The 15,935-nt window shown below is 72.7% G+C and carries 14 protein-coding genes; 10 read left to right on the top strand and 4 right to left on the bottom strand.

All coding sequences use genetic code 11. The annotated features are described in order from the left end of the window. Nucleotides 1-82 precede the first annotated feature (82 nt). The gene (locus ADK52_RS03045; RefSeq protein WP_053688199.1) at nt 83-2,284 is read left to right on the top strand and encodes an MMPL family transporter; all 2,202 of its coding nucleotides are present in this window, start codon (nt 83-85) and stop codon (nt 2,282-2,284) included. Between the two features lie 124 nt (nt 2,285-2,408). On the opposite strand, the gene ADK52_RS03040 is transcribed toward ADK52_RS03045, so the two are convergent. Beyond that, the gene (locus ADK52_RS03040) at nt 2,409-2,828 is read right to left on the bottom strand and encodes an SsgA family sporulation/cell division regulator (protein ID WP_078987870.1); all 420 of its coding nucleotides are present in this window, start codon (nt 2,826-2,828) and stop codon (nt 2,409-2,411) included. Between the two features lie 181 nt (nt 2,829-3,009). Here ADK52_RS03040 and ADK52_RS03035 point away from each other — a divergent pair, with 181 nt between their 5' ends. The 4 genes from ADK52_RS03035 to ADK52_RS03020 are packed head-to-tail and all read left to right on the top strand — an operon-like array spanning nt 3,010 to nt 6,847. Next, nucleotides 3,010-4,107 (top strand): energy-coupling factor ABC transporter permease, encoded by a 1,098-nt coding sequence (locus tag ADK52_RS03035; protein WP_053688198.1) that lies wholly within the window; start codon nt 3,010-3,012, stop codon nt 4,105-4,107. Between the two features lies 1 nt (nt 4,108). Further along, the gene (gene cbiQ / locus ADK52_RS03030; RefSeq protein ID WP_030156582.1) at nt 4,109-4,870 is read left to right on the top strand and encodes a cobalt ECF transporter T component CbiQ; all 762 of its coding nucleotides are present in this window, start codon (nt 4,109-4,111) and stop codon (nt 4,868-4,870) included. Further along, nucleotides 4,858-5,640, top strand: coding sequence for an energy-coupling factor ABC transporter ATP-binding protein (locus ADK52_RS03025; protein WP_053688197.1), 783 nt, complete (start codon nt 4,858-4,860; stop codon nt 5,638-5,640). The genes cbiQ and ADK52_RS03025 overlap by 13 nt, the downstream gene beginning before the upstream one ends. 28 nt (nt 5,641-5,668) lie before the next feature. Further along, a complete protein-coding gene (locus tag ADK52_RS03020; RefSeq protein ID WP_053688196.1) occupies nt 5,669-6,847 on the top strand; it encodes a serine hydrolase domain-containing protein in 1,179 nt (392 codons plus the stop codon). A 77-nt stretch (nt 6,848-6,924) separates the two neighbouring features. Here ADK52_RS03020 and ADK52_RS03015 read toward each other — a convergent pair whose 3' ends face one another. The 3 genes from ADK52_RS03015 to ADK52_RS03010 all read right to left on the bottom strand — a co-directional run bounded on the left by ADK52_RS03015 (nt 6,925) and on the right by ADK52_RS03010 (nt 10,781). After that, nucleotides 6,925-8,571, bottom strand: a complete 1,647-nt coding sequence (locus tag ADK52_RS03015; RefSeq protein WP_107089952.1) for a penicillin-binding transpeptidase domain-containing protein — start codon at nt 8,569-8,571, stop codon at nt 6,925-6,927. Between the two features lie 120 nt (nt 8,572-8,691). Next, the gene (locus ADK52_RS39470) at nt 8,692-8,844 is read right to left on the bottom strand and encodes a hypothetical protein (RefSeq protein ID WP_234343281.1); all 153 of its coding nucleotides are present in this window, start codon (nt 8,842-8,844) and stop codon (nt 8,692-8,694) included. Nucleotides 8,845-8,984: 140 nt separating this feature from the next. Beyond that, entirely contained in the window at nt 8,985-10,781 is a 1,797-nt protein-coding gene (locus tag ADK52_RS03010; protein ID WP_053688195.1) for a phospholipid carrier-dependent glycosyltransferase, read from the bottom strand. 245 nt (nt 10,782-11,026) lie between these two features. On the opposite strand from ADK52_RS03010, the gene rsmI reads away from it, so the two are divergent. From rsmI to rsmA, 5 genes are all read left to right on the top strand, one after another. Further along, the gene (gene rsmI, locus ADK52_RS03005) at nt 11,027-11,875 is read left to right on the top strand and encodes a 16S rRNA (cytidine(1402)-2'-O)-methyltransferase (RefSeq protein ID WP_199828441.1); all 849 of its coding nucleotides are present in this window, start codon (nt 11,027-11,029) and stop codon (nt 11,873-11,875) included. Nucleotides 11,876-12,036: 161 nt separating this feature from the next. Continuing rightward, nucleotides 12,037-12,537, top strand: coding sequence for a hypothetical protein (locus ADK52_RS03000; RefSeq protein ID WP_420714787.1), 501 nt, complete (start codon nt 12,037-12,039; stop codon nt 12,535-12,537). Between the two features lie 24 nt (nt 12,538-12,561). Next, nucleotides 12,562-13,461 (top strand): TatD family hydrolase, encoded by a 900-nt coding sequence (locus ADK52_RS02995; protein WP_053688194.1) that lies wholly within the window; start codon nt 12,562-12,564, stop codon nt 13,459-13,461. Nucleotides 13,462-13,594: 133 nt separating this feature from the next. Beyond that, nucleotides 13,595-15,025: a ubiquitin-like domain-containing protein gene (locus ADK52_RS02990; RefSeq protein ID WP_324615872.1), complete on the top strand. Its 1,431-nt coding sequence runs from the start codon at nt 13,595-13,597 to the stop codon at nt 15,023-15,025. Next, a complete protein-coding gene (rsmA, locus tag ADK52_RS02985) occupies nt 15,022-15,933 on the top strand; it encodes a 16S rRNA (adenine(1518)-N(6)/adenine(1519)-N(6))-dimethyltransferase RsmA (protein WP_053688193.1) in 912 nt (303 codons plus the stop codon). The genes ADK52_RS02990 and rsmA overlap by 4 nt, the downstream gene beginning before the upstream one ends. Nucleotides 15,934-15,935: the final 2 nt, after the last annotated feature.

Genomic DNA, 15,935 nt, shown 5'->3' with positions numbered 1-15,935 from the left:
ACGCCGCTCTCGTCGTCGGGCCGGCTCTCCACGCCCTGATCCGTCCCGGATCCACCACGACCTGAACGGGAGAACCGCCTCCGTGGCTACCTTCCTCTACCGACTCGGCAGGGGCGCCTTCCGGCGCCGCGGCCTCGTCGCCCTCCTGTGGGTGGCGCTGCTGTTCGCCGCCGGCTTCGGCGCGGCGACGGCGTCCGCACCCACCTCCGGATCGTTCTCGATACCCGGCACGGAGGCCCAGAAGGCCTTCGACGTGCTGGACAAGAAGTTCCCGGGCATGGCCGCCGACGGCGCCACCGCCCGCATCGTCGTCAAGGCGCCCGCGGGCTCCTCGGTCAACGACGAGAAGAACAAGACCGAGGTCGGGAAGATCGTCTCCGGCCTGAAGGACGGCCCGGGCAAGGCCCAGGTCGCCTCGGTCGCCGACCCGTACCAGGCCCAGGCGGTGAGCCAGGACGGCTCCACCGCGTACGTGAGCGTCAAGTACAACGTCAGCGGCATGGAGCTGAAGGACGAGACGCGCGACGCGCTCAAGGACTCCGGCACCGCGGCCCGGGCCGCCGGGCTCACCGTCGAGATCGGCGGCGACGCCCTGATGACGGCCCCCGAGACCGGCTCCGGCGAGATCGTCGGCATCCTGATCGCGGCGATCGTGCTCGTCATCACCTTCGGCTCGCTGATCGCGGCCGGGCTGCCGCTGCTGACCGCGATCATCGGCGTGGGCATCGGCGTCTCCTCCATCACCGCGCTCGCCAACGTGCTGGACCTCGGCACCACCACCTCCACCCTCGCGATGATGATCGGCCTCGCGGTCGGCATCGACTACGCGCTCTTCATCGTCTCCCGCTACCGCGTGGAGCTCGCCGAGGGCCACGAGCGGGACGAGGCCGCCGGCCGGGCTGCGGGAACCGCCGGATCCGCCGTCGTCTTCGCCGGTCTCACCGTGGTCATCGCCCTCGTGGGCCTGGCCGTCGTCAACATCCCGATGCTGACCAAGATGGGCTTCGCGGCCGCGGGCACCGTGGTCATCGCCGTCCTCGTCGCGCTGACGCTGGTCCCGGCCATCCTGGGCTTCGCCGGCAAGAAGGTCCTGCCCGCCGGAAAGAAGAGCAGGCTGTTCGGCAAGGGCAAGCCGGCCGGCGCCGAGCCCAAGGCCAACGGCGGCACGCGCTGGGCCCGTTTCGTCCTGCGCCGCCCGGTCATGGTGCTGCTCGTCGGTGTGATCGGCCTCGGCGCCATCGCGATCCCGGCGAGCAAGCTGGAGATGGGCCTGCCGGACGACGGCGCCCAGCCGGTCTCCACCACCCAGCGCAAGGCGTACGACCTGCTGTCGGAGGGCTTCGGCCCGGGCTTCAACGGCCCGCTGATGGTGGTCGTCGACGGCGACAAGAAGCTCGCCAACGACACGGTCGACCGGATCAAGGGCCTGGAGGGCGTGGCCGTGGTCACCCCGCCGACCCCGAACCAGGACGGCGACGCCGCGGTGATCACGGTGTTCCCGAAGGACCGCCCGTCCTCGGTGGAGACCGAGAACCTGGTCCACGAGATCCGCGACGGCAGCGGCGATGACGTCCTCGTCACCGGCGCGACCGCGATGAACATCGACTTCTCGCAGAAGATGAACGACGCGCTGCTGCCCTACCTGGCGCTCGTGGTCGGTCTCGCCTTCCTGCTGCTGATGCTGGTCTTCCGCTCGATCCTGGTTCCGCTCAAGGCGGCCCTCGGCTTCCTGCTCTCGGTGGTCGCCGCCCTCGGCGCGGTCGTCGCGGTCTTCCAGTGGGGCTGGCTCGGCTCGCTCTTCGGGGTGGAGCAGACCGGTCCGATCATGAGCATGATGCCGATCTTCATGGTGGGCGTCGTCTTCGGTCTGGCCATGGACTACGAGGTCTTCCTCGTCACCCGCATGCGTGAGGCGTACGTCCACGGCGAGCGCCCGGGCCAGGCCATCGTGACCGGCTTCCAGTACAGCGCGCGGGTGGTCGTGGCGGCCGCCGTCATCATGATCGCGGTGTTCTCGGGCTTCATCGGCGCCAGCGAGCAGATGATCAAGATGATCGGCTTCGGGCTCGCGATCGCCGTCCTCTTCGACGCCTTCGTCGTCCGCATGGCGATCGTCCCGGCGGTGCTCGCGCTGCTCGGCCACAAGGCCTGGTGGCTGCCGCGCTGGCTGGACCGGCTGCTGCCCAACGTGGACGTGGAGGGCGAGAGCCTGCGCAAGCACCTCGAAGGTTCCGCCGGGTCCGCGGAGGGACCGGACAAGGACCGCGAGCTGGTCAACGCCTGACCCGACCCCGATCCACAACGGGCCCGGCCCCGCACCTGATCTCAGGTGCGGGGCCGGGCCCGTTGTGCGCTGATCCCGTTGTGCGCCGGTCCCGTTTCGTCCGGGTCCGTTTCGTCCGGTCCCGTTACGCCTGCCGGGTGACGGCGGCGTTCGTACGGCGCAGGAAGCGGCGCAGCGCGGCGATGTCGAACTGGATCACCGCGACGCCCTCGGGGGAGTGGAACTCGACGACCGCCTGGACGCGGCCGCAGGGCCAGACGCGTACGTCGCCGGTGCCGGTCGGCGCCTGCAAGCCTGCTTCGAGGAGGGCCCGGGGGAAGACCCACTCGTTGTCGGTGCCCTCGGGGGAGAGCCCGGCGGGGAAGACGATCCGTACGGCGAGCGGCTCCGCGGGGGCGAAGCGCAGGGCGACCGGGATCTTCCGGAAGAGCGGGTCGTCGCTGATCACGCGGGCGGTGACGCGGTCCTCGACGGCGGTGGCGACGGCGGTGGCGACGGCGGTGGCGGCTGCGGCCGCGGGGGGATTCTCGGCGGTGGCTGACACGACAAGACTCCTCTAATCGGGACATATAAGTCCTTATTGCCCCCAGCCTCGCACATTCCCACGAATCCGCGCGGAGGTATTTGTGGTGTGGACGCTCTTGCCAACAGTTTGCAATTGGGCACTATTCTTAAGCGGTTAAAGATTTTGTCAGCTCAAAGACCGCAGGAAGCGGAGCAGCCCCATGCATGTGCCCGACGGCTTCATCGACGCCCCCGTCTCCATCGCCGCAGGTGTCGCCGCCGCGGGTGCGGTGGCCGTGAGCCTGCGCGGCGCCCGCCGAGAGCTTGGGGGCACCTCCCAGGCCGAAGGCTCTGGGGGAGAGCGTGCGGCCCCGCTGGCCGGTCTCGTCGCCGCCTTCATCTTCGCCGTCCAGATGCTGAACTTCCCCGTGGCCGCCGGCACCAGCGGGCACCTGCTGGGCGGGGCGCTCGCCGCGATCCTCGTCGGCCCCTACACGGGTGTGCTGTGCGTGTCCGTGGTGCTGCTCATGCAGGGCGTCCTGTTCGCCGACGGCGGGCTGACCGCCCTCGGGGTCAACGTCATGAACATGGCCGTCGTGACCGTGGTCGTCGCGTACGCCGTCTTCCGCGGGCTGCTGAAGCTCCTGCCCGACACCCGGCGCTCGGTCACCGTCGCCGCCTTCGCCGGAGCACTGCTCTCGGTGCCCGGCGCGGCCGTCATGTTCACCCTCCTGTACGCCCTCGGCGGGACCACCGACGTCCCGCTCGGCAAGGTGTTCACCGCGATGGTCGGCGTGCACGTCCTGATCGGCATCGGCGAGGCCGTCATCACCGCCGCGACCGTGGGCGCCGTACTGGCCGTACGGCCGGACCTGGTGCACGGGGCGCGCGGGCTGGCCGCGCCGCTGAAGCTGCGGGTCGGCGGCGAGCTGGTCGACGCCCCGTCGGCGGCTCCGGTCGCGGCGCCCGCCGCCGCCCGCTCCACGAAGCCCGTGTGGATCACCGGTCTGATCACCGCCCTGGTCCTGGCCGGGTTCGTCTCCTTCTACGCCTCCACCAGCCCCGACGGCCTGGAGAAGGTCGCCGCCGACAAGGGCATCGACCAGAACGTCAAGGAGCACGCCACCGCCGACTCCCCGCTCGCCGACTACAGCGTCAAGGACGTCGGCGACGCCCGACTCTCCGGCGGCCTCGCCGGGGTCATCGGCGTCGGCGCGACCGTGGCCGTCGGCACCGGGATCTTCTGGACCGTACGCCGCCGGCGCGCGGAAGACCTGACGGCCGCCTCCACCTCCTCGACCGCCTCCACGGCGGTCTGAGATGGGCGCGGGCCACGCCCACAAGCTCTACCGGCACGGGCACTCGCCGATCCACGCCCTGCCGCCGCACTGCAAGCTGGCCGCGGCCTTCGCCTTCGTCGTGGTCGTCGTCTCCACACCGCGCGAGGCGGTGTGGGCCTTCGGGCTGTACGCCGTCCTCATCGCGGCCGTCGCGGCCGCGGCCCGGATCCCGGCCGGCTTCCTGTTGCGGCGGCTGCTGATCGAGGTCCCGTTCGTGGCCTTCGCCGTGCTCATGCCGTTCGTGGCGCAGGGCGAGCGGGTGGAGGTGCTCGGCATGTCGCTGAGCGTCTCGGGCCTGTGGGGCGCCTGGAACGTCCTGGCCAAGGGCACGCTCGGGGTCGCGGCGTCCGTCCTGCTCGCCTCGACCACGGAGCTGCGGGCGCTGCTGCTCGGACTCCAGCGGCTGAAGCTGCCGCCGCTGCTGGTGCAGATCGCCTCCTTCATGATCCGGTACGGCGACGTGATCACCGACGAGCTGCGGCGGATGTCCATCGCCCGGCGCTCGCGCGGGTTCGAGGCCAGCGGGATCCGGCACTGGGGAGTGCTGGCCAAGACCGCCGGAGCCCTGTTCATCCGCTCCTACGAACGCGGCGAGCGGGTCCACCTCGCGATGGTCAGCCGCGGCTACGCCGGCTCGATGCCGGTGATCGACGAAGTCGTGGCCACGCGCGCCCAGTGGGCGTACGCGGCCGTACTCCCGGCGGCGGCGCTCGCCGTCTGTCTGATGGGATGGACCCTGTGACTCCCTCTCCCTCCCCCTCCGTCCCTCCTGCCTCCCTCGACGTCTCCGGCCTCGCGTACGCCTATCCGGACGGGCACCAGGCCCTCTTCGGCGTGGACCTGACCGTCGGACAGGGCGAGCGGGTGGCCCTGCTCGGCCCGAACGGCGCCGGCAAGACCACGCTGGTGCTGCACCTCAACGGCATCCTCGGCGGCGGGGTCGGCACCGTGACGGTGGCCGGGCTGCCGGTCGAGAAGCGGAACCTCGCCGAGATCCGGCGCCGGGTCGGCATCGTCTTCCAGGACCCGGACGACCAGCTGTTCATGCCGACCGTGCGGGAGGACGTGGCCTTCGGGCCGGCGGCCGCCGGGATGCGGGGCGCGGAGCTGGAGGCGCGGGTCCGGGAGGCGCTGGAGCAGGTCGGCATGGAGGCCTTCGCGGACCGCCCGCCGCACCACCTGTCGTTCGGGCAGCGCCGCCGGGTCGCGGTGGCGACCGTACTGGCCATGCGGCCGGAGATCCTGGTGCTGGACGAGCCCTCGTCGAACCTCGACCCGGCCTCGCGGCGTGAGCTCGCCGACATCCTGCGCTCGCTGGACGTGACGGTGCTGATGGTGACCCACGACCTGCCGTACGCGCTGGAGCTGTGCCCGCGGTCGGTGATCCTGAGCGAGGGGGTCATCGCGGCCGACGGGCGCACGCAGGACCTGCTGTGCGACGAGGAGCTGATGCGGGCGCACCGGCTGGAGCTGCCGTTCGGGTTCGACCCGCGCTCGGTGTCGGTGGCATAAGTCCGACCGGGTGGTTGTTGGACCGCTCGTGGAGATCCAGGGTGAGGTGACGGCGGGCTTCGAGGCCGTCCGGGACGCTTTCGTACGCAACTTCGAGGTGCTCGGGGACCGGGGCGCGGCGGTGGCCGTGTACCGGGACGGCCGCAAGGCCGTGGACCTGTGGGCGGGCCCGAAGGACGTGGACGGGGGCGCCGGCGGCGAGCCCTGGGCGGCCGGCACCGCGCAGGTGGTGCGCTCGGCCACCAAGGGCGTGGCCGCCGTCGTACCGCTGCTGCTGCACCAGCGGGGGCTGCTGGACCTGGACGCCCCGGTGGGGGCGTACTGGCCGGAGTTCAAGGCGGGCGGCAAGGAGCGGGCACGGGTACGGGACCTGCTCGCGCACCGGGCGGCCGTGCCGGCGCTGGACGCTCCGCTGACGCCGGCGGAGGCCGTCGACGGTCTCTCGGGGGCGCGAGCGGTCGCCGGGCAGCCGGCCTTCTGGGAGCCGGGCTCCGCGCACGGCTACCACGCGCAGACGTACAGCTGGCTGCTGTCGGAGCTGGTGCTGAGGGTGACCGGGGCCTCGCTGGGCCAGTGGCTGGCCCAGGAGGTCACGGGCCCGCGAGGACTGGAGTTCTGGATCGGCCTGCCGGCGGGGGAGACGGGGCGCGTGGGTCGGGTGGGGCCGGTGGAGCCGGTGGAGCCGCCTTCGCAGACGGCGGGCGTGCTCAGGACGCGTCCGCGGAGAAACGTTTCGGAGGCCTGGGCGGACCCGTCCTCGCTGACCCGGCGGGCGTTCGCGGCGATCACGCCGCTGCCCGACGAGAACGCCCCGGAGTTCCGGGCGGCCGAACTCCCGGCCTCGGCGGGCATCGGCACGGCGCGCGGCCTGGCGGGCGTGTACGCGGCGCTGCTGGGCGACACGCAGGACGGCGCGGGGCTGTTCACCCCGCAGACGCGCCGGCTGGCGGGTACGGAGCTGTCGTCCGGGCCGGACCGGGTGCTGGTGGTCAACACGCGCTTCGGCCCCGGGTACATGCTGCACAGCCCAGCGTCGCCGCTGCTGTCGGCGGGGTCGTTCGGTCATCCGGGGCGGGGCGGGTCCCTGGGCTTCGCGGACCCGGAGACGGGCATCGCCTTCGGCTACGTGACGAACGCCCACGCCAAGTCGGTCACCGCCGACCCCCGCGCCCAGTCCCTGCTGCGGGCGGTCCGCGCCTCGCTCTGACCGTCCCCGGGGTCCCGGCCGCGGCCGGGACCCCCGGAGACGGCCGGGACCCCCGGACCGTCAGGAAGCCCGGACCCTCAGGAGGCGTTCAGGACCGACGCCACCAAGGGGCCCGCCGCGTCGCCGCCGTGGCCGCCGGCCTCGACCATCGCCGCCGCGGCCACGTCGCCGCTGAAGCCCGTGAACCAGCTGTCCGGGCTGCCCGCGCCGTCGACCTCCGCCGAGCCGGTCTTCGCGCCCTTGTCGGAGCCGCCCACCGAGCTCATCGCCTGGGCCGCCGTGCCGCTGGTCGCCGTCAGCTTCATCATCCGCACCAGCTGCTGCTGGACCGACGGCTTCATCTGCCGCGCCGCCTGCGCGATCGGCCGACCGTCGAGCTCCGGCGAGACGAGAAGGGGCTGGTGGAAGCTCCCGCTGCGTGCGGTGGCCGTGAACGAGGCCACGTTCAGCGGGTTCATGGTGATCCGGCCCTGCCCGATGTACTCGGCGGCCGCCTCCGCGCCCGTTGCCTCCGGCACCTGGCCGTCCGTCGAGCGGATGCCCGTCTTCCAGTTGTCCAGCCCGAGGCCGAAGACCTCCCGGGCCTCCTTCGCGAGCGCCGGGTCGTCGTTGACGTCGTCGATCTGCTTGATGAAGGCGGTGTTGCAGGACTTGGCGAAGCTGGTCGCGAAGTTCGCGCCGGGCAGTTCGAAGTTGTTCAGGTTGTGGAAGGTGCGGCCGCCCCAGGCGACGTCCTTGGTGCACTCCGCCGGCCGGTCCGCCGCCGCCTTGCCCCGGTCGATCAGCATCGCCGCCGTCACGACCTTCATCGTCGAGCCGGGTGCCCGCCGCCCCTCCATCGCCGCGTTGAAGCCGTCCTTGCGGTTGTTGGCGACGGCCAGGATGTGCCCGTTGCCCGTCTGGACGGCGACCACCGAGGACTCCGGGTACTTGGCGACGGCCTTCTCGGCCGCCGCCTGCACCTTGGCGTCCAGGTACGTGTTCAGCGTGCGCGGCTCGCCCTCCACCAGCGTCAGCAGGGTCCGCTTCGGCGCGTCCTGCGCGGCCGGCTCGATCCACAGTTCGGCCCCGGTCTTCCCGCCCAGCTTGCCGCCGTACGTCTGGCGCAGCTGGTCGAGGACCAGCCGCAGCGACGGGTACTTCTCGGCGCTGAGCTCCTCGCCGTTGCGGTCGACGGCCTTGACCGGCGGGGCCGCGGGCGCGCCCGCGCGCAGCTTCTCGTCCTTCTGCAACTGCGGGTGGATCACCGAGGGCTGCCAGTCGACGAGCGGCTTCCCGCTGGTCAGCCCGCGTACGACGGTCAGCTTGGACTCGTACGCGAGCGGCTTGGTGGCGCCCTCGAACGTGATCTCCGCGGCGACGGCGAACGGGATGGTCGTGCCCGTCTGCGCCCCCGGAGTGATCACGGCCTTGGACACGTACGCCTTGGCCCGGTAGTCGGCCACGGCGGTCTGCGCGGCCTGCACGTTGTTCGTCAACTCGGCTGCCGCCTGCGCGTCCCCGGCTGCCCACGCGGCGAAGAAGGCCTTCGCGGTCTGTGCGGCCTCCTTGTCGGTGACGGGCCCGCTGCCCTTCGCCGACGCGGCGGTGGTGCCGCCGCCCTTGTCTCCGTTCTTGCCCTCCCCGTCGGCGTCCCCGACCAGCGCGTACACCCCGTACCCGGCCCCGCCCACCATCGCGAGGAACACCCCGCCGACGATGGCCCCTTTCGCCGCCCCGTTCACGTACGTTCCTCCCCAGATCCCCGTATTCTCTGAACGTGTTCAAAGAACCTCTGGTGCGGACCTTACGCTGTGCGAACGGAGCGCGTACAGCTTGTTACCAGACCGGAACACCGCGGCAGGTCAACTGACCGCCACCTTGCTGCCGTCGGGGAGCACACACCAGGTTCCGCTGTAGGGCTGGTTGTGGACCGTTCCGCCCTGGGCCGTGCACTCCGGGGACGTGATGGTCGGGGATGCCGCCGCCTGGGCCGTCGCGGCACCAAGGGCACCCATACCGGCAAGGGTTGCCGTGGCAAGAGCGAGGCCGAGCAGTCGTCGTATGCGCATGACGCACCACCTCTTCCTCTTTCCAGCATGGGCGCCCGTCGACAAGCCCGCGAGAGGTGGGGCGGGCTCGTCGCGGAGGCGGGCCGCTACACCCAGGTGTCCAGCCACATGCGGCCGCGCCAGGAGTCCATCGGGAGCGTCTGGCCCGTGTAGATCGGCCAGAAATAGATGAAGTTCCAGATGATGAGGAGGACGAGGACGCCCGCCGCGATCGCGCCCAGCGCGCGCCTGCGTTCCGTCGAACCCGACGGGCCCAGCAGGGCGCCGATCATCATCGCCACCGCCAGGCACAGGTACGGGACGAAGACCACGGCGTAGAAGAAGAAGATGGTCCGTTCCTGGTAGTTGAACCAGGGCAGCAGGCCCGCACCCAGCGCGCACGCGATCGCGCCCGCCCGCCAGTCACGGCGGAAGAACCACCGCCACAGCACGTACAGCAGCGCGAAGCAGCCCGCCCACCACAGCAGCGGGGTGCCCAGGGCCAGCACCTCGCGGGCGCACTTGCCCGCCTCCGTCGCGGGGCAGCCGTCCGTCCCCGGATCGGGGGACTCGTAGAAATAGGAGACGGGCCGGCCCAGGACCAGCCAGCTCCACGGGTTCGACTCGTACGTGTGGCCCGAGGTCAGGCCGACGTGGAACTTGTAGACCTCGGTCTCGTAGTGCCACAGGCTGCGCAGCCACTCCGGGAGGAACGACAGCGAACTGTGCTGGTCGTTCTTGGCCGCCCAGTCCCGGAAGTAACCGCCCTTGCCGTTGTCGGGGGACAGGATCCAGCCGGTCCACGAGCCCAGGTACACCGCGATCGCCACCGGCACCGTCGACAGGAAGCCCGGCAGCGCGTCGCGGCGCAGCATCGCCGCGTACGGGGCGCCCGCGCCCGCGGTGCGGCGCGCGGCCGCGTCCCACAGGACGGTCAGCACGCCGAAGAACGCCAGCACGATCAGGCCGTTCCACTTCGTGCCGAACGCCAGCCCCAGACAGACGCCCGCCAGGATCCGGTACGGGCGCCAGCCCAGGCGCAGCGTCTCGGCGACGGTGACGTCCGGGCGGGTGCGCCCCTCCTCGTCCACCGGGAGCGCGTCCGCCAGTCTGGCCCGGGCCTTGTCCCGGTCGATCAGCAGCGCCCCGAACGCGGCGAGCACGAAGAACATCAGCACCAGGTCGAGCAGCGCGGTCCGGCTCATCACCAGGTGCAGGCCGTCCACCGCGAGCAGCGCGCCCGCCAGGCAGCCCAGGAAGGTGGAGCGGAAGAGGCGGCGCCCGATCCGGCACAGCATCAGCACCGACAGCGTGCCGAGCACCGCCGTCATGAACCGCCAGCCGAACGGGGTGAAGCCGAACATCCACTCGCCGAGCCCGATGACCCACTTGCCGACCGGCGGGTGCACGACGTACCCGGGGTCCAGTGGGAGGGCGACCCCGTCGGGGTTGGCGAGGATCGACTTGTCGATGTCCTTGGGCCAGCTCGCCTCGTAGCCCTGCCGGATCGTGGCCCAGGCGTCCTTGGCGTAGTACGTCTCGTCGAATATCACCGCCTTCGGGCTGCCCAGGTGCACGAAGCGCAGCACCCCGGCCACCAGCGCCACCAGCACGGGCCCCGCCCACGCCAGCACGCGCTGCCAGGTGCCCGCCGCGGAGAGCGGGACGCCGAGCGCCGTCCACAGCTGCACGGAGGGCCGGGCGTACGGGGGCACCAGGCGGGCGCGGACGTCCGGACTCGGGGCGTCCGCGTGCCGGGTGCCCGCGCGCCGGGCTTCGGCGGGCGGCGCGTAGCCGAAGCCGCGCAGGCGGCGCAGCCAGGTGGACGGCTGGTCTACGCGCCCCGCCGAAGGGGCGGGCGGGGCCCCCGCGGGGCTGGGCGGCGGCGTCGCGGTACTGGTCACCGGGTCATCGTAGGGAACGCACCTGTGCGAACCCCAGCGCCGGGGACCGTCGATGCGTGTGCCGGGTGGGACGGACGGCGTGTTTCCCGGTCGGACGGATGACGTGTGCCGGGTGGGACGGCTGAGAGGATGGGCGGGTGACGACTGACCAGCCCACCGGCTCCGAAACCCCCGCTTCCGCCTCCGCCCCGGCCTCTTCTCCGGAAGGTTCCGCAGGTTCCGCAGGCGCGGCGGGATCCGCCGGCGTGCTCGTGCTCGCCGGCACCCCGATCGGCGACCTCGCCGACGCCCCGCCGCGGCTCGCGGCCGAGCTGGAGCGCGCCGACGTGATCGCCGCCGAGGACACCCGGCGGCTGCGCCGGCTGACCCAGGGGCTCGGCGTGCACACCACCGGGCGCGTCGTCTCGTACTTCGAGGGCAACGAATCGGCGCGCACCCCGGAGCTGGTCGAGGCGCTGGAGCAGGGCAAGCGGGTGCTGCTGGTGACCGACGCCGGCATGCCGTCCGTCTCCGACCCCGGCTACCGCCTGGTCGCCGCCGCCGTCGAGAAGGACATCAAGGTCACCGCCGTGCCCGGGCCGTCCGCGGTGCTCACCGCGCTCGCCCTGTCGGGGCTGCCGGTGGACCGCTTCTGCTTCGAGGGGTTCCTGCCGCGCAAGGCGGGCGAGCGCCTCGGCCGGCTCCGCGAGGTCGAGGGCGAGCGCCGCACGCTCGTCTACTTCGAGGCCCCGCACCGGCTCGACGACGCCCTCGCCGCGATGGCCGAGGTCTTCGGCGCCGACCGGCGGGCGGCCGTGTGCCGCGAGCTGACCAAGACGTACGAGGAGGTCAAGCGCGGCGGGCTCGGCGAGCTGGCGGCCTGGGCCGCCGAGGGCGTCCGCGGCGAGATCACCGTCGTCGTGGAGGGCGCACCGGCGGCCCGGCCCGGCGATGTGGACGCCGAGGAGCTGGTGCGCCGGGTGCGGGTGCGCGAGGAGGCCGGGGAGCGGCGAAAAGAAGCCATCGCGGCGGTCGCGGCCGAGGCGGGAGTACCCAAGCGGGAGGTCTTCGACGCGGTCGTCGCGGCAAAGAATGCGGCTCAAAAGGTGCTGTAAGACGGTAAAGAGCTAACCTGAAAAGCAAAGCTCAGACCGCGCACCGGGCGCCTTGGGACATGAGTCGCCCAAAGGCGGTCCAACACTAGACAGGGCCTGATGCGCTCCCGCCCGAAGAGGCGTCCACTGGCAATGGCACCAGTGGAACAAGAGGAGCTGGCATGAGTGAGATCGCAGACACCTCGGTACCCGTACCCGCGCCCGCAGTGGCCGTACCCGTCTCCGTGCCGAAGCCTGGTGTGCACACCGTGCACGAGGCCTACTCCTTCGCGTGCATGAAGTGCGGCTACGCCTGGGAGCAGGGCTACGAGATCGAGCACCACGTCGACGGCAAGGGCCAGCCCTTCATCATCTACACCGTCCAGGGCGAGCGGGTCCCTTCCCCGCTGTCGAACCCGACCTGCCACAACTGCGACGGGCACGTGGTGCGGATCATGCGCGAAGGCCAGGTGTCCTCGGTGCTCGGCACCATCGACAAGCTCTACCACCACCGCATCTCGCCCGGGATCGCCGGCCCGGTGCCGGCCGGCGCGAACGTCCCGCGCGCCCCGAAGCAGCGCAAGGCCCCGCTGCACGACGCCCCCGGGCCCGTCCCGGCGGACGGTGACGGGGAGCGCGGGGGCTGGCTCTCCCGGCTGATGAGGCTCTTCCGCCGGTCATGAGGACCCGGTCATAAGATCGGCCCCATGAGCACTGCCGCCAAGGACGCCGCCAAGGACGCCTCCAAGGACACCCCGCCGCCGCTGCCCGAACCCCTCCGGGTGGCGGTGGCGGACTCCCACACCCACCTGGACATGCAGCGCGGCACCGTCGAGGAGGGCCTCGCCAAGGCCGCCTCGGTCGGCGTGACCACCGTCGTCCAGGTCGGCTGCGACGTGAAGGGGTCCCGCTGGGCGGCCGAGACCGCCGCCGCGTACGAGAACGTCCACGCGGCCGTGGCCCTTCACCCGAACGAAGCGCCCCGCATCGTGCTCGGGGACCCCGACGGGTGGTCCCGCCAGGGGGCGCGGGCCGGCGGCGGCGAGGCAGCGCTCGACGAGGCGCTGGCCGAGATCGAGGAGCTCGCGAAGCTCGCGCACGTCAAGGCCGTCGGCGAGACCGGCCTCGACTTCTTCCGCACCGGACCCGACGGAATGGCCGCACAGGAGCGTTCCTTCCGCGCCCACATCGAGATCGCGAAGCGGCAGGGCAAGGCCCTGGTCATCCACGACCGCGAGGCCCACGCCGACGTCCTGCGCATCCTGCGCGAGGAGGGCGCGCCCGAACGCACCGTCTTCCACTGCTACTCCGGTGACGCCGAGATGGCGCGCGAATGCGCCGCCGCCGGGTACTACATGTCGTTCGCCGGGACCGTCACCTTCAAGAACGCCACGCCGCTGCGCGAGGCCCTCGCCGTGGCCCCGCTGGAGCTGGTGCTCGTCGAGACCGACGCCCCGTACCTCACCCCGGCGCCGTACCGCGGAAGGCCCAACGCGCCGTACCTCATTCCGCTGACCGTACGGGCGATGGCGGCGGTGCGGGGGATCGGCGAGGACGCGATGGCCACCGCCCTGGCGGCGAACACGGCCCGCGCCTTCGATTATTGAGAGCCCCCGGACCCGCCCCGGACCCGCCCCGGGCGTCCGACACGCTGGGTAGCCGATCGACTTTGGTGAGTGACGGACGTCCGCTAGGGTGCCGTGCCCGAACCGATGGGGCCGGACCAGTGGAGCGAGCGTCGTGAGCGAGAGTCCTTTCACCGGGGTGTACGGGAACGAGGCGGTCGCCCCGGACCCCGAGCCCGCCGTGGTGCCCGCCCCGCGCACCGGGGACCGGCGGGCCGCCCGGCGCCGCAAGAGCGCCGAGGTCGCGGCCGCGCCGCCCCCGGCCCCGACCGGACGGCGCCGCGCGCCCCCCGGGGGCACGGCCCTCGCGGCGCCCGCCGGCCCCGGACCGGGAGCGGGCCCCGGACCCGGTACGGGCCGCCGCCGCAGCCCGGACCCCGGCCCCGCCGCCCCGTCCGCCACCGCCCCCACCGGGCGGCGCCGCCGCAGCGCCCCCGCCGGGACCGCCGCGGGCCAGGGCAGCTGGCGGCGGATCGTCCCGCAGGCCCTGGTCGTCGCCTTCCTCGCCGGCGGCACCACGGCCTTCGTCGCCGCCGACAAGTCCGTACGGCTCACCGTCGACGGAGAGCCCCGGACCCTGCACACCTTCGCCGACGACGTCGAAGAACTCCTCGCCGCCGAAGGCCTCGGCGTCGGCCCCCACGACCTCGTCGCCCCCGCCCGCACCGAGGCCCTCGACGACGGCGACGAGATCGTCGTCCGCTACGGCCGCCCCCTGCGCCTGACCCTCGACGGACAGAGCCGCCAGGCGTGGACCACCGCCGGCACCGTCGAGGGGGCACTGCGCCAGTTCGGCGTCCGCGTCGAGGGCGCCTACCTCTCCGCCCCCCGCACCGCCCCCGTGCCCCGGGCCGGGCTCACCCTCTCCGTCCGCACCGAGCGCAGCGTCACCTTCATGGCGGACGGCCGCGAGAGCACCATCCGCACCAACGCCGCCACCGTCCAGGAGGCCCTCGGCCAGGCCGGGATCACCCTCCAGGGCCAGGACACCACCTCGGTGCCGCCCACCTCCTTCCCGCGCGACGGCCAGACCGTCACCGTGCTACGCATCACCGGCACCCGCGAGGTCCGCGAGGAGCGCATCCCGTACGCGACCGAGAGGACCGAGGACGACGACCTGTTCGCCGGCACCGAGCTCGTCGAGCGGGCCGGCCGGCCCGGAGCGCGCCGGGTCACGTACGTCCTGCGCACGGTCAACGGGGTCCGGCAGCAGCCCCGCATGGTCGCCGAGGAGACCGTCCGCGAGCCCGTCACCCAGCTCGTCAAAGTCGGCACCAGGCCGCTGCCGAGCTCCGTGGCCGGCGCCGACGGCCTCGACTGGGCGGCACTGGCCCAGTGCGAGTCCGGCGGCCGCCCCTCCGCCACCGACGCCTCGGGCACGTACGGCGGCCTGTACCAGTTCGACGTCCGCACCTGGCAGAGCCTCGGCGGCTCCGGCCGCCCCCAGGACGCCCCGGGGCAGGAACAGACGTACCGGGCGAAGAAGCTCTACGTACAACGGGGCGCGACTCCGTGGCCCCACTGCGGCCGTAGGCTTTACCGGTGAGCACCGCAGAGCAGCAGCCCGAGAGCACGACCAGCACGACCTCCGACGCCCTTCTCGGACCGGCAGACATCCGTGAGCTGGCCGCCGTACTCGGCGTACGGCCGACGAAGCAGAAGGGCCAGAACTTCGTCATCGACGCCAACACGGTGCGCCGCATCGTGCGCACCGCCGAGGTACGGCCCGACGACGTCGTCGTCGAGGTCGGGCCGGGGCTGGGGTCGCTGACGCTCGCGCTGCTGGAGGCCGCCGACCGGGTCACCGCCGTCGAGATCGACGACGTCCTGGCCGCGGCGCTGCCCGCCACCATCGAGGCGCGGATGCCGCAGCGCAAGGACCGCTTCGCGCTGGTGCACTCCGACGCGATGCTGGTGGAGGAGCTGCCCGGGCCAGCGCCGACCGCGCTCGTCGCGAACCTGCCGTACAACGTGGCCGTGCCGGTGCTGCTGACCATGCTGGACCGGTTCCCGACCATCGAGCGCACGCTGGTGATGGTGCAGGCGGAGGTCGCCGACCGGCTGGCCGCCAAGCCGGGCAACAAGGTGTACGGGGTGCCGTCGGTCAAGGCGAACTGGTACGCGGACGTGAAGCGGGCCGGGTCCATCGGCCGCAACGTGTTCTGGCCCGCGCCCAACGTGGACTCGGGCCTGGTCTCGCTGGTGCGGCGGGCCGAGCCGATCAAGACGACCGCCACGAAGGCGGAGGTCTTCGCCGTCGTGGACGCCGCCTTCGCGCAGCGCCGCAAGACGCTGCGTGCCGCGCTGGCCGGCTGGGCCGGCTCGGCGGCGGGCGCCGAGCAGGCGCTGGTCGCCGCCGGGGTGTCCCCGCAGGCGCGCGGGGAGTCCCTGACGGTGGAGGAGTTCGCGGCGATCGCCGAGAACAAGCCCGCGGCCGAGAGGCCCGCGCTGTGAGC

Source organism: Streptomyces sp. WM6372 (genome assembly GCF_001279655.1).
Classification (GTDB): domain Bacteria; phylum Actinomycetota; class Actinomycetes; order Streptomycetales; family Streptomycetaceae; genus Streptomyces.
The sequence above is the reverse complement of the archived record's forward strand: the minus strand, read 5'-3'. Positions and strand labels throughout refer to the sequence as shown.